The organism is Xanthomonas sp. WHRI 10207 (assembly GCF_040202975.1).
Lineage (GTDB): Bacteria > Pseudomonadota > Gammaproteobacteria > Xanthomonadales > Xanthomonadaceae > Xanthomonas.
This window is the reverse complement of sequence record NZ_JBEGDX010000008.1, coordinates 254,315-274,571: the sequence shown is the minus strand read 5'-3', so window position 1 is coordinate 274,571 and position 20,257 is coordinate 254,315. Positions and strand designations below refer to the sequence as shown.

Annotated in this window: 15 protein-coding genes, 4 tRNA genes and 1 other RNA gene; 5 read left to right on the top strand and 15 right to left on the bottom strand. The window is 64.2% G+C overall.

What is annotated here, in order from left to right; genetic code table 11:
- Positions 1 to 330: 330 nt before the first annotated feature.
- Positions 331 to 4,098, top strand: a complete 3,768-nt coding sequence (locus tag ABQU90_RS21540) for an Rne/Rng family ribonuclease (RefSeq protein ID WP_323522771.1) — start codon at positions 331 to 333, stop codon at positions 4,096 to 4,098.
- Between the two features lie 766 nt (positions 4,099 to 4,864).
- On the opposite strand, the gene ABQU90_RS21535 is transcribed toward ABQU90_RS21540, so the two are convergent.
- From ABQU90_RS21535 to ABQU90_RS21525, 3 genes are all read right to left on the bottom strand, one after another.
- On the bottom strand, positions 4,865 to 5,512 hold the full coding sequence (locus tag ABQU90_RS21535) for a response regulator (protein ID WP_055854221.1): 648 nt from the start codon (positions 5,510 to 5,512) through the stop codon (positions 4,865 to 4,867).
- Between the two features lie 209 nt (positions 5,513 to 5,721).
- Positions 5,722 to 6,483, bottom strand: a complete 762-nt coding sequence (locus ABQU90_RS21530; RefSeq protein ID WP_323522758.1) for a sulfurtransferase — start codon at positions 6,481 to 6,483, stop codon at positions 5,722 to 5,724.
- 166 nt (positions 6,484 to 6,649) lie between these two features.
- A complete protein-coding gene (locus ABQU90_RS21525) occupies positions 6,650 to 7,015 on the bottom strand; it encodes a DUF6164 family protein (protein ID WP_323522757.1) in 366 nt (121 codons plus the stop codon).
- A gap of 59 nt (positions 7,016 to 7,074) precedes the next feature.
- On the opposite strand from ABQU90_RS21525, the gene ABQU90_RS21520 reads away from it, so the two are divergent.
- Positions 7,075 to 7,506 carry an FKBP-type peptidyl-prolyl cis-trans isomerase gene (locus ABQU90_RS21520; RefSeq protein ID WP_323522756.1) on the top strand — a complete coding sequence of 144 codons (432 nt, stop codon included), beginning with the start codon at positions 7,075 to 7,077 and terminating at the stop codon, positions 7,504 to 7,506.
- Positions 7,507 to 7,517: 11 nt separating this feature from the next.
- On the top strand, positions 7,518 to 8,780 hold the full coding sequence (locus ABQU90_RS21515) for a TIGR03862 family flavoprotein (RefSeq protein ID WP_323522755.1): 1,263 nt from the start codon (positions 7,518 to 7,520) through the stop codon (positions 8,778 to 8,780).
- On the opposite strand, the gene ABQU90_RS21510 is transcribed toward ABQU90_RS21515, so the two are convergent.
- Complete coding sequence (locus tag ABQU90_RS21510; protein WP_323522754.1) at positions 8,764 to 10,056, bottom strand: nucleotide sugar dehydrogenase; 1,293 nt, start codon at positions 10,054 to 10,056, stop codon at positions 8,764 to 8,766. The two genes, ABQU90_RS21515 and ABQU90_RS21510, sit on opposite strands and share 17 nt — an antisense overlap.
- 141 nt (positions 10,057 to 10,197) lie before the next feature.
- Here ABQU90_RS21510 and ABQU90_RS21505 point away from each other — a divergent pair.
- A tRNA-Leu gene (locus ABQU90_RS21505) sits at positions 10,198 to 10,281 on the top strand.
- 657 nt (positions 10,282 to 10,938) lie between these two features.
- On the opposite strand, the gene ABQU90_RS21500 is transcribed toward ABQU90_RS21505, so the two are convergent.
- The 8 genes from ABQU90_RS21500 to kdsB form a co-directional block, all read right to left on the bottom strand.
- Positions 10,939 to 11,014 (bottom strand) — tRNA-Gly (locus tag ABQU90_RS21500).
- A gap of 80 nt (positions 11,015 to 11,094) precedes the next feature.
- Positions 11,095 to 11,168 (bottom strand) — tRNA-Cys (locus ABQU90_RS21495).
- Between the two features lie 68 nt (positions 11,169 to 11,236).
- A tRNA-Gly gene (locus ABQU90_RS21490) sits at positions 11,237 to 11,312 on the bottom strand.
- Between the two features lie 36 nt (positions 11,313 to 11,348).
- A complete protein-coding gene (gene pgsA / locus ABQU90_RS21485; RefSeq protein ID WP_055854204.1) occupies positions 11,349 to 11,981 on the bottom strand; it encodes a CDP-diacylglycerol--glycerol-3-phosphate 3-phosphatidyltransferase in 633 nt (210 codons plus the stop codon).
- Positions 11,981 to 13,837 carry an excinuclease ABC subunit UvrC gene (gene uvrC, locus ABQU90_RS21480; protein WP_055854201.1) on the bottom strand — a complete coding sequence of 619 codons (1,857 nt, stop codon included), beginning with the start codon at positions 13,835 to 13,837 and terminating at the stop codon, positions 11,981 to 11,983. The genes pgsA and uvrC overlap by 1 nt, the downstream gene beginning before the upstream one ends.
- Positions 13,834 to 15,252 (bottom strand): hypothetical protein, encoded by a 1,419-nt coding sequence (locus tag ABQU90_RS21475; protein ID WP_323522753.1) that lies wholly within the window; start codon positions 15,250 to 15,252, stop codon positions 13,834 to 13,836. The genes uvrC and ABQU90_RS21475 overlap by 4 nt, the downstream gene beginning before the upstream one ends.
- Before the next feature lie 23 nt (positions 15,253 to 15,275).
- Positions 15,276 to 15,740, bottom strand: a complete 465-nt coding sequence (locus tag ABQU90_RS21470) for a low molecular weight protein-tyrosine-phosphatase (RefSeq protein ID WP_115513074.1) — start codon at positions 15,738 to 15,740, stop codon at positions 15,276 to 15,278.
- A complete protein-coding gene (gene kdsB, locus ABQU90_RS21465; protein ID WP_323522752.1) occupies positions 15,737 to 16,516 on the bottom strand; it encodes a 3-deoxy-manno-octulosonate cytidylyltransferase in 780 nt (259 codons plus the stop codon). The genes ABQU90_RS21470 and kdsB overlap by 4 nt, the downstream gene beginning before the upstream one ends.
- A 264-nt stretch (positions 16,517 to 16,780) precedes the next feature.
- On the opposite strand from kdsB, the gene ABQU90_RS21460 reads away from it, so the two are divergent.
- Positions 16,781 to 16,856, top strand: a non-coding RNA gene (locus ABQU90_RS21460) — sX9 sRNA.
- 145 nt (positions 16,857 to 17,001) lie between these two features.
- Here the strand turns inward: ABQU90_RS21460 and lpxK are convergent.
- From lpxK to ABQU90_RS21445, 3 genes are read right to left on the bottom strand one after another with little or no spacing between them, the layout of a single operon-like run.
- Positions 17,002 to 18,039 carry a tetraacyldisaccharide 4'-kinase gene (gene lpxK / locus ABQU90_RS21455; RefSeq protein WP_055854190.1) on the bottom strand — a complete coding sequence of 346 codons (1,038 nt, stop codon included), beginning with the start codon at positions 18,037 to 18,039 and terminating at the stop codon, positions 17,002 to 17,004.
- Positions 18,036 to 19,805: a lipid A export permease/ATP-binding protein MsbA gene (gene msbA, locus ABQU90_RS21450; protein WP_115527847.1), complete on the bottom strand. Its 1,770-nt coding sequence runs from the start codon at positions 19,803 to 19,805 to the stop codon at positions 18,036 to 18,038. The genes lpxK and msbA overlap by 4 nt, the downstream gene beginning before the upstream one ends.
- Positions 19,802 to 20,257 carry an ExbD/TolR family protein gene (locus ABQU90_RS21445; protein ID WP_055854186.1) on the bottom strand — a complete coding sequence of 152 codons (456 nt, stop codon included), beginning with the start codon at positions 20,255 to 20,257 and terminating at the stop codon, positions 19,802 to 19,804. The genes msbA and ABQU90_RS21445 overlap by 4 nt, the downstream gene beginning before the upstream one ends.

Genomic DNA, 20,257 nt, shown 5'->3' with positions numbered 1-20,257 from the left:
CCGATGATTCCGGCACAGTGCGCGACCACCGCCCCAGGGGCGGCCATGTTAGCGGCTCACCGGCCTACCCGGCCATCGCCGGCGGTTTTTGACCGTTGCGCTGAACATGTCCCGTGCGCTGCCCCGGTCCGTCCGGACGCGGCTGCCGGCCCTGAAACACCTATAAAACTTAAAGACAAGCGCTCCCGCGGCCTGCCGTGGTGTTGCAGCGCTGGAAACCCTGGTCAGGCCTGTCCGCGCGTTGCGCGAAGGGCCGACAAGCTGTTCCAGAGGCGAAACGTCACGGCGTTCCGCGCGGTAGAGCGCGTGAGGAACGCAACAATGAAGCGAATGCTGATCAACGCAACGCAGGCAGAAGAACTGCGCGTGGCGATTGTGGACGGCCAGACCCTGTACGACATCGACATCGAACAGCCGTCCAAGGAACAAAAGAAGTCCAACATCTACAAGGGCCGTATCACCCGGCTTGAGCCCTCTCTGGAGGCGGCGTTCGTGGACTATGGCGCCGAGCGCCATGGCTTCCTGCCGTTGAAGGAAATCTCCCGCGATTACTTCCAGGCCGGCGTCGACCACAACAAGTCGACCATTCGCGAGCTGTTGCGTGAAGGCCAGGAAATCGTAGTGCAGGTCGACAAGGAAGAGCGTGGCAACAAGGGCGCCGCCCTGACCACGTTCATTTCGCTGGCCGGCCGCTACATGGTGCTGATGCCCAATTCGCCGAGCGCCGGTGGCGTGTCGCGTCGGATCGAAGGCGAAGACCGTGCCGCGCTGAAGGAAGCGCTGGACAAGCTCGATATCCCCGACGACATGGGCGTGATCATCCGCACCGCCGGTGTCGGCCGTGACGCCGAAGAACTGCAATGGGATCTGGATTACCTGCTGCAGACCTGGAAGGCGATCGCCGAGGCTGCGCTGAGCAAGCCGGCCGCGTTCCTGATCTACCAGGAATCGCGCCTGATCATCCGCGCACTGCGCGACTACCTGCGCGCCGACGTCGGCGAAATCCTGGTCGATACGCCGGAGCTGTATGCCGACGCCCAGGAATTCATGAAGCAGGTGATGCCGCAGAGCCTGCGCAAGCTCAAGCACTACACCGACGACATTCCGCTGTTCAACCGCTTCCAGATCGAATCGCAGATCGAAGGCGCCTACGAGCGCAACGTGCGGCTGCCGTCGGGCGGCTCGATCGTGGTCGACCAGACCGAAGCGCTCACCGCCGTCGACGTGAACTCCTCGCGCGCCACCAAGGGCAGCGATATCGAAGAGACCGCATTCCAGACCAACCTGGAAGCGGCCGAAGAAGTCGCACGCCAGCTGCGCCTGCGCGACCTCGGCGGCTTGGTGGTGATCGACTTCATCGACATGGCGTCGACCAAGCACCAGCGCGAAGTCGAAAACAAGCTGCAGAACGCGCTCAAGTACGACCGTGCGCGCGTGCAGCTGGGCCGCATCTCGCGCTTCGGCCTGATGGAAATGAGCCGTCAGCGGCTGCGTCCGAGCCTGGGCGAGTCCAGTCAGATCGTCTGCCCGCTGTGCGATGGCCATGGCCGCATGCGTAGCGTGGAATCGCTGTCGTTGTCGATCATCCGCGTGGCCGAAGAACACGCCATGAAGGAAAACACCGGACAGGTGCTGGTCCAGGCCCCGGTGGAGATCGCCAATTACCTGCTCAACGAGAAGCGCAGCGCGCTGCGTGAGATCGAGCAGCGCCACGATTCGCCGATCATCATCGTCGCCGACGAGCAGTTGCGCACGCCGCACTACGAAGTCACCCGCCTGCGCGAAAACGAGCTCGGCGAAGACAGCGGCAAGCCCAGCTACCAGCGCGGCACTCCGCGCAAGTTGCCGGTGCATGCGCTGACCAAGGCACAGTTGAACATTCCGGCAGCACCTGCGGTGACCTCGATCAAGCCGAGCCAGCCGGCTCCGGTGCGTGAAGAGGCCCCTACCCCGGTCGCACCGACTCCCGCGCCGGCCCCGGTCGTGACCGTGCCGATTCCGGCACCGGTCACCGGTGTGGTTGGCTGGCTGAAGCGCATCTTCGGTGGTGTCGAGCCGGTTGCTCCTGCAGCCGAGTCGAACCAGCGTCCGCGCCAGAACGATGCAGGCCGCAATAATCGAAACGAGCGCGGCGAGCGTGGCGGTCAACGTCGCGATGGTCGCGATGCCCGCAACGGCAACGGTGGCAATCAGCAGCGCGGCAACGGCAACGGTGCTAACAAGGAGCGTCGCGACGAGCGCCGTCAGCCGGCCAATGGCCAGAACGGCCAGACCGCACAAGCTGGCGCCCAGGCCCAGCAGCAGGTGCAGGTACCCAAGCCGCCGCGCAACGAAGCGCAAGCACCGAAGCAGCAGCAACAGCAACCGCAGAAGCCCAAGCAGCAGAACCAGACGCCGCGTCCGCCACGTGCACCTGCACAGCAGGACGGCGTGCCGTCCGAACGGCAGCCGCGCCCGGCGCGTCAGGATGAGGAAGGCACAGCTTCGGCACAGACGCTGACGTCGACCGCAGCAACGGCAACCACCTCGACTGTCGTTGCGGCCATTGCCGACACCGCTGCACCTGCCAACACGCAAACCACCGCGAACGAAGTCAATCAGGCCCACCCGGTCGACGTTGTGGTGAGCGAGTCCACCGCCGATCACGGCGTAGACGCGAGTGCGGATGGCCAGACCCAGGACGCGTCGGGCGACGATGCGGCCAATGGCGAAGGTGGAAGCCGTCGTCGTCGCGGCCGTCGTGGCGGTCGTCGTCGTCGTCGTGGCGCCGGTGCAAATGGTGAAGGCGGCAGCAACGCCGATGGTCTGGAAACGGACGATCTGGACGGTGATTCAGACGGCGATCTTGATGGTGACAACGAAGGCGACGAAGCCGGTACGCAGAACTCGGCATCCGCCGCTCCGCGTGCAGGCCAGCCGGAGTTCGACTTCGACGATGACGCACCGGCCCCGGCCGCCCGTACCAAGCCCGAGACCACTGCAGCGGCAGCGCCGAAACCGCGTCCGGTTCCCAAGGAACGTGCGGAACTGCAATCGGACAGCGACATGACGTCGACCACCGCGCCGGTCTCGAACGCTGCATCGTCGTTCGCACAGCAGGCATCGGCACCGGTTGCCGATGCAGCGGACCGAGCACGTGATGGAGCGACAGTGGCGGCCGCGTCGGCGGCACAGCCGACCGTTGCGACTCCGGCAATTGCACCGTCCCCGGTTGCTCCGACAGCTGCGGCTTTGGCACCTGCCCCGGTCGTCACGCACGCTCAGGTTGCTGACGCGACCTCGGGTGACGCTCCGGCTGCGGTTGCATCGACCGCTGCCGCCCACACGGCAGCGGCTGCGATACCTGCAACTGCAACGCCCAACGCTGAGGCAGCCCACGCTGCACCGGTTGCGGTTACCAAGCCTGTCGAGCCCTCTGCCCCAACCGCGTCGGTGGTCGAAGCGACGGTGGTCACGCCGGCCAAGCCGGTGCCCAACGCATCGGCTGACACTGCGGCTGCGGCACCGTCGGCCGATGCGCAGGCACGTGCTGTTCCAGCTGTCGCTGCAACGCCTGCGGTGCAATCGGAGTCCGTCACGCGTGCGGTGCAGTCCGAGCCCGCGAAGTCGGCACCAGCAACGCCTGTTACCGAGCAACAGACGCCTGCAGCAACGGCAACATCTGCGGCACAGGCCGCCGTGGTCACAGCCGCGGCGCCGCATGCCGAGCCGACCAATGGGAGCAAGCCTTCGGTGGACGTCGCTGTGACTTCCACCGCCACGGTTCCGCAGGCAGCCGCAGTATCGGACGATGCGCAGGCAGCTCCGGTGCGCAAGCCGTATGCCCCGGTGCAGACGACCATGCTGGACGCGCTGGCTCCCAAGGCCGACGCAACACCTGCGTCGTCGGCGGCTGCAACGTCGGTACCGCACAAGGCGCCAGTGCAGTCGACGCCAACAGCACCGCAGGCAGCTGTACAGGTGCAGGAACAGGCGGCCGACAAGCCGAAGCCGACCGTGGTCGTCTCCGAAGCCGCAAAGCCTGCAGCGCCCTCAGCTGACGCCGGCACTGGGTCGGTACAGGAAGACGACACCAACAAGCCGCGCGACGATCACTGATCGTTGCAACGCCTGGTCGATCTGGCCCGAATTGCTCGGGCCAGGTCTGCGTCAAATACGGCGGCCTTCGGGCCGCTTTGTTTTTGTGCGCGATTCGCCAGGACAATACCGATGCAACGCGTCGAACTGGATGCATTCCCGGCTCACGCAAATGTTCAGCGCAGCGTCGATTGCCTGGTGCTCGCAAGGACGTGTTGTCCCCTCGCCCTGAGGACTTGACCAGTCTGCCCCCTAATCAAGTGGGCAAAGACAGGGTTCAAGGGGAACGGCCTCGGCTTTATCCAGCGGTTTCAACGCTGCCTCGCATCAACGCGATCAAGAAATCTGGTAAACCGGCAGAGCAGATGACGACTGCACATGGAGCGTCAATACAGCACCTGCGCAGCAGTAAGACACGCGCGGTCCGTGGTCAGCATCGGACATGCACTGCGTGGCGGACAGGTCGGTGCGCCGCATGTCGATCAAGCGACGCTTGCAACCGCGCAGTTCGGCTGGCTGCAGTAAAGCAGTCGGTCCAGTTAGTTTCCGTCGCCTACGCCGGCCACAGGCTCATCACACTGGCCCGCAGTGAGGCGGCGGATACCGTTCTCACGCTATCCGCCCAGTCGGGGTGCGGATTCACTTGCCTGACAATTGCCCGCTACGGCTAGCTAGTCACATTCACTGCCATGCATAAACAGCGAACAGGCGCATAGGCACTCAGGTCCACCGAATCACTCAACTACGCTCAACCAACGCGCAGAGGCGACTGCAGAGGGTGAAAGCGCTACATCGTGCGAGCAGGATCGGTCAGGCCGTATTGATTCGCAAGGCGTGCGAGAGCGATGTTGTCCTGGATACCGACTTTTTCGAACAAGCGCGCCTTGTGCGTATTGATGGTCTTGGCGCTGAGATTCAGCCGCTTGGCGATGTCTTCCTGCCGCAGACCTTGCGTCAGCAACAAGGCGACTTCCAGCTCGCGCGGCGACAAGGCGTCGAATGGCGAGCTGCCACCCTCCAGATTGGACAGCGCAAGATTCTGCGCAATCGTGTTGCCCAGATAACGCCGCCCCAATGCAACCTCGCGTACCGCGCGCAACAACTCATGCGCGTCGCCACCCTTACCCACATAGCCGGACGCGCCCGCTTCGAGCAGACGCTTCGGCAACGGGCCATCTTCCAGCACCGAGACGATGATCACACGCGTGCCGTAATCGCCCTTGACGATGCGCTCGGTGATTTCCAGGCCACTGACACCGGGCAAATGCAGATCGCACAGCACGATATCCGGCTTGAGCTGACGAACCTGCGGCAATGCCGCTTCGCCGCTCTCTGCCTCACCCACGACATCGACGTCCACTTCCTTGGACAGGATCATCTTCATGCCGGTACGCACGAGTGCATGATCGTCGATCAGAAAAACTCTGATGGTCATCCTTGTTGTCCTCGCTGTGCGGCTGGCTGGTGCAGCCTAGCTCCGTGAATAATTCAGGGCAAGCACGATGCGACGTATTACATTCAAGTTAGAGCGAAAAGTGCGCTCTTTTGCGTGTAACCACACGTGCCTGGTGTGCCATTGCAATGTGTTCGCATGATGCAAGCGCCCGCAGGACCGGCTGCATCGGGCAATACAGCCGCGTCCGGTCAGACTTTTCCCGGTTCTGTGGTCCGCGCATCGTCCACCAGCGGGCGCAATGCAGGATCCAGTGCGACGCGCTCGTCGAACACGAAACAGCGGCCGTCATAGCCTTCGCCACCGACTTCTTCGAAATAGCCAAGAATTCCGCCTTCCAGCTGCAGCACGTTATCCATGCCGTCGGCCTGCATCCATAGCGCAGCCTTCTCGCAACGGATGCCGCCGGTGCAGAAGCTCACCACCGTCGCATCGGCCAATGCGGCACGATGCGACGCGAGTGCTGCGGGCAACTCGGTGAACTTGTCGATCGGCAAGGTCAACGCGCCCTGGAACGTGCCATAGGCCACTTCCTGCGCATTGCGCGTATCCAACAGCACCAACGGGCGCCCCCGGTCATCTCGTCCGTTGCGCATCCACTCGCGCAGCACAGCAGGCGTCACCGTCGGCGCACGGCCCTGCAGCGGCGATGCATCGTCGCGACGGAAGCTGATGATCTCCGGCTTGACCCTGACCTTGAGCCGCGCAAACGGCTGCTGCGTGCTCTGGCTGTACTTGATGCGCATCTGCGCAAACCGTAGGTCGGCCTGCAGCCAGCGATAAAACGCACCGATCCGCTCGGCGTCGCCCGCCAGAAATAGATTGATGCCCTCTTCGGCCACCAGCACAGAGCCCTTCAGCAGTTGCTGCTCGGCGTGTAGCAACACGCTGTCTGCCAGCTGCTGCGGGTCCTGGATGGTGACGAATTGATACGCCGCGGTATTGGTGATCATCCGGGTATTTTAGGGTGCCCGACCCCGGGTAGCGAGCGCTCGTCGAACGATCCATCGCCCTGCAGGCAGCGAGCGCAGACCGTGCTGACTCAATGCGCGTCAGGACAACAGGTGTTCGGATGTGCCCCGCTCCCGCCACCATCGCCGGTCACGGCGCTGACAGCCGTCAGCCGCGCAGCAGCAGAAATGGCAGCAACACCAACGATGCGACGATCAGCATCCCCAGCAACGTGACGATCACGAAGACAGGGCGCTTGCGCAGCAATGCGCCGAACGTTTCTGCGGTGCCCGCAGCAATCGCTTCCTGGCGCTGCGACCGCGCAAGCGCGCCGCGCTGGGCTTGATACGCATCCAGTACCGCCTTGGCGCGCGGGTACTCGGCATCGTCGCTGAGCCAGAGACCGCCAGCGGAAATGCCCCAGTTGCTGGGCCGGGTCTCGTAGATCTGCACAAGGTGTTCGCGCAGCAATGCCCGCACCTCATCGGCCTCGTCGTCGGGAACATTGCGCAGATTGAGCAGCAGCTTGGCCATGGCGCGATGATAACGGGAGCCAGGTGCGATAATGGCGGCCTTCCTTCATGGACCACCCCATGCGCCTTCTGTTGACGCTCTGTGCCGCCTTGTTGCTCGCCAGCTGTGCACCTGCCCTGCCGCCGTCCGGTGGCACGATCGCCAGCTTCGAGCGGATCGACCGCACTGTCGGCACCGGCGCGGAAGCCACTCCGGGCGTGATGGTCACCGTGCACTACACCGGCTGGCTGTACGACGAAAAAGCTGCCGACAAGCATGGCAAGAAATTCGATAGCTCGCTTGATCGCGCAGAACCGTTCCAGTTCGTGCTGGGCGGTCGCCAGGTGATCCGCGGTTGGGACGAGGGCGTTGCCGGCATGCGCGTGGGCGGCAAGCGCACCTTGATGATTCCGCCTGAGTACGGTTACGGCGACAACGGCGCGGGCGGTGTGATCCCGCCGAGCGCATCGCTGGTGTTCGATGTGGAGCTGCTCGGCGTACAGCCGCGCTGAGTGCCTGAGCAATGATGGACGCACACAAACCGCGGCTGGCGGTCATTGGCGGCGGGCCTGCGGGGCTGATGGCGGCAGAAGTCGCGTGCGCTGCCGGGATCGCGGTCGATCTCTATGAAGCCAAGGGTTCGGTAGGACGCAAGTTTCTGATTGCCGGCAAGGGCGGGCTGAATCTCACCCACTCCGACCCGATGCCGCTGTTTGCGCAGCGCTACCGCGAGCGTACGCAGGAAGTGGCATCGTGGCTGCAGGACTTCGATGCGAACGCCTTGCGTACCTGGGCGCGCGATCTGGGTGTGGAAACCTATGTCGGCAGCTCGGGGCGCGTGTTCCCGATCAATCGCAAAGCTGCGCCGCTGCTGCGTGGCTGGGTGCGCCGACTCAAGGACCAGGGCGTCAACTTCCACGTGCAACATCGCTGGTTGGGATGGAGCGACGACGGCGCGCTGCAGTTCGCAACGGCAGCAGGCAACATCGCGTGTCATACCGATGCGGTGGTGCTGGCACTGGGCGGCGGCAGTTGGCCGCAACTTGGCTCGGATGGGCGATGGCAGGCACAGCTGCAGCAGCGCGGCATCGACGTTGCGCCGCTGGTGCCCGCCAACTGCGGTTTCGATATCGACTGGAGCGAGCACTTTGTACAACGGCATGCAGGCGCGCCGCTCAAGCCGGTCGTCGCGCACTGGCGCGATGGCGCCGGCGTGCAGCACGCATTGCAGGGCGAATGCGTTGCGACCGAAAGCGGAATCGAAGGCAGTTTGATCTACGCAATCGCCGCAGAGTTGCGCAACCAGATCGATGCACATGGCGAGGCCGAGCTCGGCCTGGATCTCGTGCCCGGACGGACGTTGGAACGGGTAAGCGCCGAGTTGGCTCTGCCGCGCAAAGGGCGCAGTTTCAGCGAGCATTTGCGTCGCCAGGTCGGCATCGAAGGCGTCAAGGCCGCACTGCTGTACGAGCACCTGGGCAAACAGGCCGGCGACGATCTTGCGCGAGTTGCACGGACGCTCAAGCACCTGCCACTGCGGCTGCTGAGGACGCGCCCGCTGGCCGAGGCAATCAGTTCAGCCGGTGGCGTGCGATTGGAAGCGCTGGACGCGCAGCTGATGGCGCGCGCACAACCGGGCGTGTTCTGTGCCGGCGAAATGCTCGATTGGGAAGCCCCGACTGGCGGCTATCTGCTGACCGCATGTTTTGCCAGCGGACGACGCGCCGCGCTCGGCGCCGCCGACTGGTTGCAACAGCGGCACGAGCGCACTACAGGCGGTCGCTGACGGCCGCACGCGGCCACACCGACTTGACGTCATACACCACCGCGCCTGGCTTGCCGAGCGCTGCGATGCGCTCAACGTCGTAGTCGCGATACTGCGCATGAGCGACTGCCAGCACGATGGCATCGTAGGTCCCCTCGTCCGGCGACTCGCAGAGCTGCACCCCGCCATGCTGTAACGCTTCGGCAGGGTCTGCCCACGGGTCGCAGGTATCGACGTGCACGCCGGCCGCCTGCAGCAACTGCACCAATTCCAGCGCACGGCTATTGCGCAAGTCCGGGCAGTTTTCCTTGAAGGTGGCGCCCAGCACCAACACCCGCGCTTGTGCCAGCGTTACGCCGCGCAGCGCCAACATGCCGCAGACGCGCTCGGCGACATGCCGGCCGACACGGTTATTGACCTGGCGCGCGGTGTGGATCAGGTCCGGGTGGTACCCCACGCTTTCGGATTTGTGCATCAGGTAATACGGATCCACCCCGATGCAGTGGCCGCCGACCAGACCGGGCCGGAACGGCAGAAAATTCCACTTGGTTCCGGCCGCTTCGAGCACATCGAGCGTGTCGATTCCGAGTTTGTCGAAGATCAGCGCCAGCTCGTTGACCAGCGCGATATTGACGTCGCGCTGGATGTTTTCCACCACCTTGGCTGCTTCTGCCACGCGCATCGACGACGCGCGCCAGGTGCCTGCGGTGATGATGCTGGCGTACAGCGCATCGACTGTGTCGGCAGCCTGCGGCGTCGAGCCGGAGGTGATTTTGCGAATATCACGCAGACGCCGCTGACGGTCGCCCGGATTGACGCGCTCGGGGCTATAGCCGCAGAAAAAATCTTGGTTGAAGCGCAAACCGGAGCTAGCTTCGAGCAGCGGTACGCAGACTTCTTCGGTGGTGCCCGGATACACGGTGGATTCGTAGATCACCAGATCGCCGGGCTTGAGCGCGGCGGCGATCAGTGCCGTGGCGCTGCGCAACGGCTCCAGGTCCGGCTGCTCGAAGCTGTCGATCGGGGTCGGCACAGTGACGATGAAGATGCTGCAGCTCGCCAGGTCAGTGGCGGTTGCGCTGTAGCGCAACAGCGTTGCCGCGGCCAACTCGGCGGCGTCCAACTCCAGCGTGGCATCGTGACCGTCGTGCAGTTGCGCGACCCGCTGCGTATCGATGTCGAAGCCCAGGGTGTCGCGGTGCTCGCCGAACGCAACGGCCAACGGCAAGCCCACATAGCCGAGCCCGATGACGGCAATGCGTTCCTGCTGCAGGGGGAGAAGCGTGTTGCCGGACATGCAGTTCCTTGGGATCGTGCGCGGTCGGTTGCCGCGCGGTATTGCGGCGGCAGCATAGCGCACGCGGCATGTCTCGGGCCGTCGGCAGGATCGTCGTTTGGAGATTCACAATCGCCGCGCAATCAGGCACGCTATCGCAATGCCCGGGTGGCGAAATTGGTAGACGCAAGGGACTTAAAATCCCTCAGCTGCAAGGCTATGCGGGTTCGACCCCCGCCCCGGGCACACTCTGACAAGTAAATCTGCTACCAGACGCGATGATATGTCGTCGTCCGATAGGCTCTGTCACGCCGCGATGAGCTGGCTGTTGTGCAGTCAGCCTGTTCCGAGCAACGTCGCCTTCCGCAAGCGCAGCCCCGCGAACAGTTGTTTGGGGTGCGCGAGCATGCGGTGAGACCTGCTTCATGCACTGAAACGTGTCCGCTGCTCCCATCGCGGCGCTTGCCCGCCAAACGCTCTTGCAAGCGTCGCGCTGCCAGCAGTCGGCGTATACGCTCCGAACTTGGCCAGGCCGCTTTCGCGCTTCTAGGGATTCGCAGCCCGTGAGACGTTGACTGTGTGGCGATCAGCTCCCGAGAAGTTGCCGCTGAATGAGACGGTGGCACATCTCCGATCATCTCGATTCACCCGTTCTTGCCAGATAGCGATCGCACGGGCCTCAGCCTGGCACGGGCCTAAGTGTGTATCTGATCGTCTGCGTGCCGACACCGCATGCCGCGCATACGCGTGCGCCTACCACGCAAACGCACAGGTGCTGTGCCGTCCTGAAGACATTTTCTTGGCCGCCAATTCACATGAATGGCAGTTTGATCATTCGAGAACGTTCTTGATGATGCGGCAAATAAAAACCCCGGATATCGTGAGATATCCGGGGTCTGAATTTGGAGCGGGAAACGAGACTCGAACTCGCGACCTCAACCTTGGCAAGGTTGCGCTCTACCAACTGAGCTATTCCCGCATGAAACTAAATTGTACAGCTTGTCACTTCGTTGCGCTAGCCCCATCAATGCTGCCGATAAGAAACATACGCATGCGATGTGGAGGCCTGGGCCGGAATTGAACCGGCGTACGCGGATTTGCAGTCCGCTGCATAACCACTCTACCACCAGGCCGAAACATCAAACTCAAGGCATCCTGCCTTGAAACAACGAGACCTCGGACATGGGGCCTTGTCTAAATCTGGAGCGGGAAACGAGACTCGAACTCGCGACCTCAACCTTGGCAAGGTTGCGCTCTACCAACTGAGCTATTCCCGCTTGGGAGGCGAAATTCTACAGCGAACAGGATAGCTGTCAACTGTTGCTTTCGATTTTTTTCGGCTTGTTGCTGATTGCCGCTTTTTCGTCCGCACGCAGACTTGGCCATGCCGCCTGCAGATACTGAAAACCCGACCACAACGTCAGCAGTGCAGCGATCGCCAATGTCCAGTAGCCGGCGCGGAAGATCAGATTGCCTAGCCAGATTTCATGCGTGGGCATCTGGCCGGGGGTGACCGAATACAGCAAGCAAAGCAGCGCCACCATCTGGGCCGTGGTCTTGACCTTGCCGATCATCGCCACACGCACCTTGGCGCGCTGGCCGATCTCGGCCATCCACTCACGCAATGCGGAGACTGCGATCTCGCGGCCCACGATGACAGCTGCCCAGAACGCCATCCACGGCGTCGGATGTCCCTGCACGATGAGGAACAATGCCACTGCGACCATCAACTTGTCGGCGACCGGATCGAGGAACGCGCCGAACGCGGAATACTGGTGATAGCGCCGCGCGACCCAGCCATCCAGCCAGTCGGTGATGGCGGCGAGCGCGAACACACCGGCGGAAGCGAAGTTCGTCCAGGTGTATGGCAGGTAGAACACCACGACCAACACCGGGATCATCAGGATCCTCAGCAGTGTCAGCCACGTGGGGATGGTCAACTTCATTACGGACTCGACTCGCCTGCCGCATCGGGAAGCGCCAGCCCGTGCAGGTTAGCGTAGATTCGCGCAGCAAGTGCGGCATTGACCCCGTCCACCCGCGCAATCTCAGCTTCGCCGGCCGCCTTGAGACCGACCAGGCCACCGAAATGCTTGAGCAGGCTAGCGCGGCGGCGTGGGCCGATGCCGGGGATATCCTCGAGCTTGCTGGTCATGCGCGCTTTCTGGCGACGCCCGCGATGTCCGGTGATCGCAAAGCGGTGCGCTTCGTCACGGACCTGCTGGATGAATTGCAGTGCCGGCGATGCGGCGCCCGGTCGCAGTTCGCGGCCGTCGGCCATGATCAGTGCCTCGTGCCCTGCCCTGCGTTCCTCGCCCTTGGCCACGCCGACCAGCACGACGTTTTCCACGCCAAGGTCGGCCAACGCGGCCTGCGCCTGCGCCAGCTGGCCGGCACCGCCGTCGATCAGCAGCACATCGGGGAGCACGCCATTTTCTTCCACTGCACGCCGAAACCGCCGTTCGATCGCCTGACGCATCGCCGCGTAATCGTCGCCCGGCGTGATGCCGGAAATATTGAAGCGGCGATACTGTCCACGCACCGGGCCGCTGGCGTCGAACACCACGCACGAAGCCACCGTGGCTTCGCCCATGGTGTGACTGATATCGAAGCACTCGACGCGCTTGACCTGCTCCGGCAGCCCCAGCATCTCGCGCAGGGCCTCGCTGCGTGCGTGCTGCGCACTCTGGCTGGTGAGTTCGGTCACCAGGGTCAGCTGCGCGTTGCGGGTCGCCAGCAGCAGGTAGCCGGCACGCTCGCCGCGCACGTTCCATCGCAGCGCCACCTTGTGCTCGGCGGCAGTGCTGAGCGCGGCCTCGATCAGTTCGGCCTCGGGAATTTCGCGATCCAGCAATATCTCGCGCGGCGGCGAATGTTCGGCGTAGTACTGCGACACGAACGCCGCCAGGATTTCGTCGGCGCTGTCTTCGCCATTGGTCTTGGGAAAAAACGAACGCGTGCCCAGATTGCGGCCGTCGCGGAAGCTCAGCAGCAACACGCAGGCCTGACTGGACTGGGTGGCGCAGGCCAACACATCGAGATCGGCGGCGCGGCCGTCGACGTACTGGCGGTTCTGCATACCGCGCAGCGACGACAGCAGGTCGCGCAGACGCGCGGCACGCTCGAATTCGAGCGCTTCGCTGGCTTGCTGCATCGATTGCATGATCTCTTCGCCGAGCTGATCGCTCTTGCCTTCCAGAAACATGGTGGCGCGGCGTACCGATTCGGCGTAATCGGGCGCGGCCACCAGATCCACGCACGGGCCGCTGCAACGGCCGATCTGGTACTGCAGGCACGGCCGCGAGCGGTTGCGAAACACGCTGTCTTCGCAACTGCGCAGCTTGAACAGCTTGTGCATCAGGCTCAGCGTTTCGCGCACGCCGGTCACGCCGGTGTAGGGGCCGAAATAGCGCCCCTGCACCGCACGCGGGCCGCGGTGCAGCGCGATACGCGGCCAGTCTTCGCGCGTCAGCAGGACGTATGGATAACTCTTGTCGTCGCGCAACGACACGTTGTAGCGCGGCGACAAGGATTTGATCAGCTGGTTTTCCAGCAGCAGCGCTTCGGCCTCGCTGCGGGTCACGGTGACGTCCATCCGCGCGACCTGCGACAGCATCGAGGTCAGCCGCGCATTCTTTGGCGTGCCGTTGAAATAGCTGCCCACACGCTTACGCAACGCACCGGCCTTGCCGACGTACAGCAAGGTGTCGTCGCTCGCATACATGCGGTAAACGCCGGGCGCGGTGCTCAGTTGCGCAGCAAACGCTTTTCCATCGAAGTCGGCTTGGGGCCTTGCGCTCATTCTTCTATCGCAACATCACTCAGTGCGCCGCTTGCAAGGTCGTAACGCAAAACGGCATGGGCATCGGTTTCGGCAATCCAGACTGCGCCGGCGGCGACAGCCAGCCCGGCCGGGCCGTGCAGACGTCGCGGTAGTTCGACCGTTGTGAGTTCGCCGCCGCCCAGACGCAGGCAGCGCAGCCGTCCATTACCGGTGTCGGCAATCCACAGCATCGGCGAATCGGCGCCCAGTGCGATGGCTTGCGGAAATTGCAGGCGCGCGGTGCCGCGGGGGCCGTCTTCATCGCCGAACTGCCAGATGCCCTGCCCGCCCACCAAGGTCTGCACCAGATCTCCGCGCAGCTGCATGGTGCGGATCGAGGAGCCCAACCCATCGCACACGTAGGCAACCTGTTGCACCGCCGCCAACCCTGCCGGTTGCGCGAAGGCCGCCAGATGACCGCTGCCGTCGCGAATTTCAAGGGAGCCGGTGCCGGCACGCGCGCTCAGTGCAGCGCGTCCCAGGTCGTAACTCCAGATGCGGTTGTCGCCGGCCATGGCGATCAACACCTGGTTGTCGGCAATGGCCAGACCTTGCGGATAGTTCAGTGCAGACGCACCGGCAAAGGCCAACGGCCCTTCCACCGGCTCGCCTGAGCGACCGGTGCCGCACAAGGTGTCCACCTGCCCGCTGCGCAGGTTGATCCGACGCAATGCGTGATTGCCGGTGTCGGCGACGTACAGCTGATCGCGCTCCAGCGTCAGACCCTGCGGCCGACGAAAGGCCGCTTCGCCGGTACCGCCATCGATGAGATCGGCATTGCCGTGACCGAATTGCCGCAGCACCCGGCCGCCATGCGTGCATTCCAGCACGCGGTGGTGCCCGGTATCGGCGATATACAGACGGTCTTCGGTGGCAGCCAGGCCGGTCGGAAAGCGCAGCGCCAGCCGCTGTTCGGGGTCGCGTTCTGCAATGCCTTGCAGGTCGGCGTCGGAGGGCGGTTGCTGGCCTTCGCATAATGCGGCCAACGCCTTGTCCAGCTCAGTGGTGACACCCACCAGGCGCTGGCGTTCGCGACCATAGGCATCCAGCAATACCAGCGTGGGCCAGGATTCGATACCGAAGCGGCGCCAGGTTTCCCAGTCCTTGTCGAGCAGGATCGGCGCACTGACGCCGTGCCCGCGCAGTTGCTTGAGCGAGCGTTGTGGCAGGCGTTCGCTATCGAAGCGCGGCACCTGCACCACGATCACCTGCAGCCGCCCGGGGCTACGCGCCTGCCATTGCGCAAGCTCGGCAAGACGCTCGGCGCACCACACCGAGCTGGCGTTGACGAACGCCAGCACGAGCGCGCGGCCGCGATGCTCCTGCAAGGTGGATGGCCTGGCATTGAGCCAGGTGGGAAATTCCGGCAGTTCCTGGGTGAGCTGGGCAGTCATGCGGTAATTATGCCCAAGCGCGATTAGCCGCGGGTGAGTCTGGCGACCGTCTGTCGCGCCGCGGTATCGACCAGTTGCCAGACCTCCTCGAAATCCTTACTGCCGCCGGTGTACGGGTCCGGGATCTCGTCGCGCGCGTCCACGCCGGCCCACGGCAACCACAGTGCGACCTTGTCGCGTTGTGCTGATGGCGCCAGACGCTGCAAATCGCGCAGATTGTTGCCGTCTGCGCACAGCAGCCAATCGAAGTGGTCGAAATCCTCGTCGCGCACCTGACGTGCGCGCAGACCAGAGATGTCCACGCCGTGCCCGCGCGCGCAACGGATAGCGCGCGGGTCGGGCGGATCGCCGGCATGCCAATCGCCGGTGCCGGCCGAGTCGACCTCGATGCGGCGCGACACGCGTGCCTCGTCCAGCCGCGCGCGCAAGGCGCCCTCGCCCATCGGCGAACGACAGATATTGCCTAGGCACACGATCAAGACCTTCATGCCGATGCCACCCGCGCTTGCGCACGTGCCAGATCGTCCGGCGTATCGATGCCCGGCGGAAATTGCTCGGGCGTCAGCGCAACGGCGATGCGGTGACCGGCTTCCATCGCGCGCAGCTGTTCCAGCGATTCGATGCGTTCCAGCAGGCCGGGCGGCATCGCCGCGAACTGCTGCAGAAACCCGGCGCGATAGGCGTAGATGCCGATATGACGCAGCCATTGCCCCTCCTCGGGCAAGCGGTCGCGCTGCCTGGCGAAGCTGTCGCGGTGCCAGGGAATCGGCGCACGGCTGAAATACAGTGCATCCCCGCCCGCGCTGCGCACCAGCTTGACCACATTCGGATCGAACAGATCGTGCGCGCTCTCCACCTGCGCGGCCAGCGTGGCCATCTCCGCGCCGGAACGCAGCAGCAGCTCGGCGACCGCGCGAATGCCGGCAGCCGGCGCAAACGGTTCGTCGCCTTGCAGATTCACCACGCAGGTGTCGGTGTCCCAGCCGGCGATGCGCGCGCATTCGGCCAGGCGATCGGTGCCGGAGACATGGTCGCTTCCGGTCATCGCCACGTGCACACCGGGCACGCCCTCGATCGCGTCTGAAATTCGTACGTCATCGGTCGCGACCCATACCTCGCGTGCGCCTGCCAATAGCGCCCGCTCGGCCACGTGCTGAATCATTGGACGATCGCCGATCAACTGCAGCGGCTTGCCGGGCAGGCGCGTGGACGCGTAGCGCGCCGGAATGGCGACGACGAAATGGGCAGACAGGGTGTTGGTCATGTGGTCGCGCTCTCGGCAGCAAGGATTGTTGGAACGGCGGGACGGTCTAGCATGTATCGCACTCTTGCATCAGCAGCGCCGGCGAAAACTGCAGCGCTGCGACGGCTAGCTACGGTTGCAGCAGTACAGCATGGCGACAGCAGTCGTATAGCCACTGTCGCTGGTGCGGCCGCGCAAGGATGCAGCCCTCGTGCTGGAACAGGAGCGGCGAACACCACGCCTGCGCTCAGCGCCAGGCCAGCGCGTGCCGGTGCCCGGTGCGGCTTGTCCCACGCGTACAGTGCGGTTCTGAGCGTACGGCCCGCCCCACCTGACGATTGCTCGCCATGTGTTGTCAGCCGCTCCAGGCGCGTCGCTGCCTACGCAGTGTCTCAACAGCCAATCGCTGCCCGGTCTGAAGCGGCATTGGCGATCGGGCGAACTCCAAGGGCGACGCGCAACCGCTCCTGCATCCGCAGCGCGCGCCGCACGACACACTGCCAAGATCAAACGCCCTGCCGGCTGGCCAACTTGTCCAACCGATCCAGCAGACTCACCCAGAACGCAGCCGGCAACTCCGCCTTGAGCGGCACGCTATACAGCCACTCGTCGGCGAACGGCCGGCACTTCACCGCATCCTTTTCGGTCATCAACACTGGCAGGCGGCTACCGAAACTGAAATCTGCGGCGCGATACACATGATGATCGGGAAAGGCATGTGGGACGACGCCAATACCGCGGGCGCGCAACATGGCAAAAAAGCGCTCGGGGTGCGCGATACCGGCCACGGCGTGCACGCGCTGGCCAGCGAGCATGCTCAGCGGTTGCGCCCGTTTGCCGTCCATCGGCTGCACGCTGTCGATGCTCAGGCGCATCTGCCATTCGCCGAAACCGGCGTCGTCCATTGTCTGTGGCGCTGTGGTGGCGCTGGCCTGGCCCAGATTGACCACGCGGAAGTCGCAATCGTGCGCGCGCGCGGCCGGTTCGCGTAGCGGTCCGGCTGGTAGCAGGCGGCCATTGCCATAGCGGCGCTGTCCGTCGACTACTTCGATTTCCACGTCACGTGCCAGCCGGTAATGTTGTAACCCGTCATCGCAGACGATGATGTCGCACCCCGCCTCGACCAGTGCGCGCGCAGCGGCGACACGGTCGCTATCCACGCGCACGCGTGCGCCGGTTTTCCAGGCGATCAACACAGGCTCGTCGCCGCCAAGTGCGACTGCCGTGTCCGCATCAACCCACCGGGCAGTGCCGGAATCATCGCGGCCATAGCCGCGGCTGGCCACGCCGGGGGTCCAGCCGGCCTCTTGCAGCTTGGAAACCAAGGCAATGGTCAGCGGAGTCTTGCCGGTGCCACCGGCAGTGACGTTGCCGACCACGATCACCGGCACCGGCACGCCATGCCGCTTGCGCCAACCGCGGCGGTACAGGCCGCGCCGCAGCGCGATGGCGGCGCCGTAGATGGGTGCCAATAGACGCGCCGGTAGCGGTATCGGCGCATTGTCGTACCAATACCCCGGCGTGCGGGTGCCGCGCTTGCTCATGCCTGACGTTCGCGAAACTGCATGCCGTGCAGATGCGAATACAGCCCGCCCTGCGCCAGCAATTCGTTGTGTGTGCCGCGCTCGACGATGCGGCCCTGGTCCATCACCAGCACCTGATCGGCATGCTCGATGGTGGACAGCCGGTGCGCGATCACCAGCGTGGTACGGTCCGGCATCAGTTTGTGCAAGGCATCCTGCACCAGTCGCTCGGACTCGTTGTCCAGTGCCGCAGTGGCTTCGTCCAGGATCAGGATCGGCGCATCCTTGAGCATCGCGCGTGCGATCGCCAGCCGCTGGCGCTGCCCTCCGGACAGCCGCCCGCCCTTGGTGCCGACGTGCGACTGCAAGCCCTCGGGCAGTTGCGCCACGAACTCCATCGCATTGGCGCCAAGGATCGCGCGCTCCAGTTGGCCGGCATCTGCCGTGCGCATTTCGCCATAGGCCACGTTGTCGGCGATGCTGCCGTCGAACAGCATGACCTGCTGGCCGACCAGCGCGATCTGGCGACGCAGATCGGCCAACGAATACGCCTGCACCGGGTGACCGTCGAGCAGGATCTGCCCGGCCTCGGCCTCGTAAAAACGCGGGATCAGTTTGATCAGGCTGGACTTGCCGCTCCCGGAGCGGCCGACGATCGCCGTCACCGTGCCGGGCTGCGCGACGAAGCTGACCTCGGCCAGTGCCGGATTCACCTGCCCCGGATAGCGCGCGGTCACATCGCGAAACTCGATCAAGCCCTTCGCACGCGTCAGCGGCACCGCGCCCTGATCGGGCTCGTCCGGGCTGTCGAGCACCGAGAACAGCCGCTCGGCCGAGGCCAGGCCACGCTGCACCATGTTCTGCACATTGGTGAGCTGCTTGAGGCCCGGGATGATCGTCAGCATCGAGGTCATCAGCACCACGAAGTCGCCAGCGGTCAGACGCCCGGCCAAGGCCTGGGCACCGGCCACGAACAACAGCGCCGACAACCCGATCGCGCCGATCATCTGTACGGTGGCAGTGGAAATGCCGCGGGTGGATTCGACCTTCATCGCCAGACGCAAATTGCGATCGGCCAGCGCGCCATACCGCTCCATCTCGGTTTGCTGGGCGCCGTAAATCTTGACCTCCTGGTGGCTGGACAAGGTCTGGTCGGCGGCCTGCAACAGATGCGCGCCACTTTCCTGGATGCTGTGGCTGATGCGTCGATACCGGCGCGCCACCTTGTCCATCACCCACGCCAGTACCGGTGCGAGCACCAGGATGGTCAGCGTGACCTGCCAGCTATGCCACAGCATTAGCGCCAACGCGCCGATCACCTGCAGCGACTGCTGGATCATCACCTTGACCGCATCCACCGCAGCCTGTGCAACCTGATCCGAGTCCGAGCCCAGGCGGATCAGCATCGACGGGACCGGTTCGGAATCGAAACGCGAGCCTGGCAGGCGCAGATACTTGGCCATTACCTTGATGCGCAGATCGCGCGCAATGCTGCGTGCGGATTTGCCCATCGCCATGTCGGTGATGTAGCCGGCAATGCCACGCACCACAAACAGCAGGATGATCTGCACCGGCAGCCAGCGGCTGACGTCGGCGTTCTTGTAGATGAACGTTTCGTCGGTGATCGGCTTCATCAACGCCAGAAAGCCGGTGGTGCCAGCGGCTTCGACCAGCGCAGCAATCAGCGCAGCGATCAGCAACAGCCGGTACGGCTTGGCGAAGGCCAACAGGCGACGGTACGTGCGCCAGGACGAAACTGGCGCCGGGCGGTCGTTGGAGGTGGTCACTGGCGGGTTCCGTTATTGCGTGTTTTGCCGGCAGTGCCGGTCTGAGGTGCAGTCGCAATGGCGATACGCCGGAAGCCGAGTTGTCCCAACGCATCCTGCGCAGTGACCACGGCCTGATACGGGGTACGCGCATCGGCGCGCATCAGCACCGTCTGCTCGCGGTCGTCGCCGGCGATCTGAGCGATGGTCTGCTTCAGCGAGTCCACATCCGAGCGCAACACTTCCTGGTCGTTGATGAAGTAATGCCCGTCGGCATTGACCAGCACGCTGAGCGAACGCGGCGGCGCGCTGGTGTTCTGGTCACTGGCGGTCGGCAACTGCAGCTGCAGCGTCGAGCGTGCGTCGAAGGTCGTTGTCACCACGAAGAAGATGATGAGGACGAGAATGACGTCAATCAATGGCACCAGGTCGATCTGCGGCTCGTCCTGGCTTCGGTCGCTGCCGATGCGCAT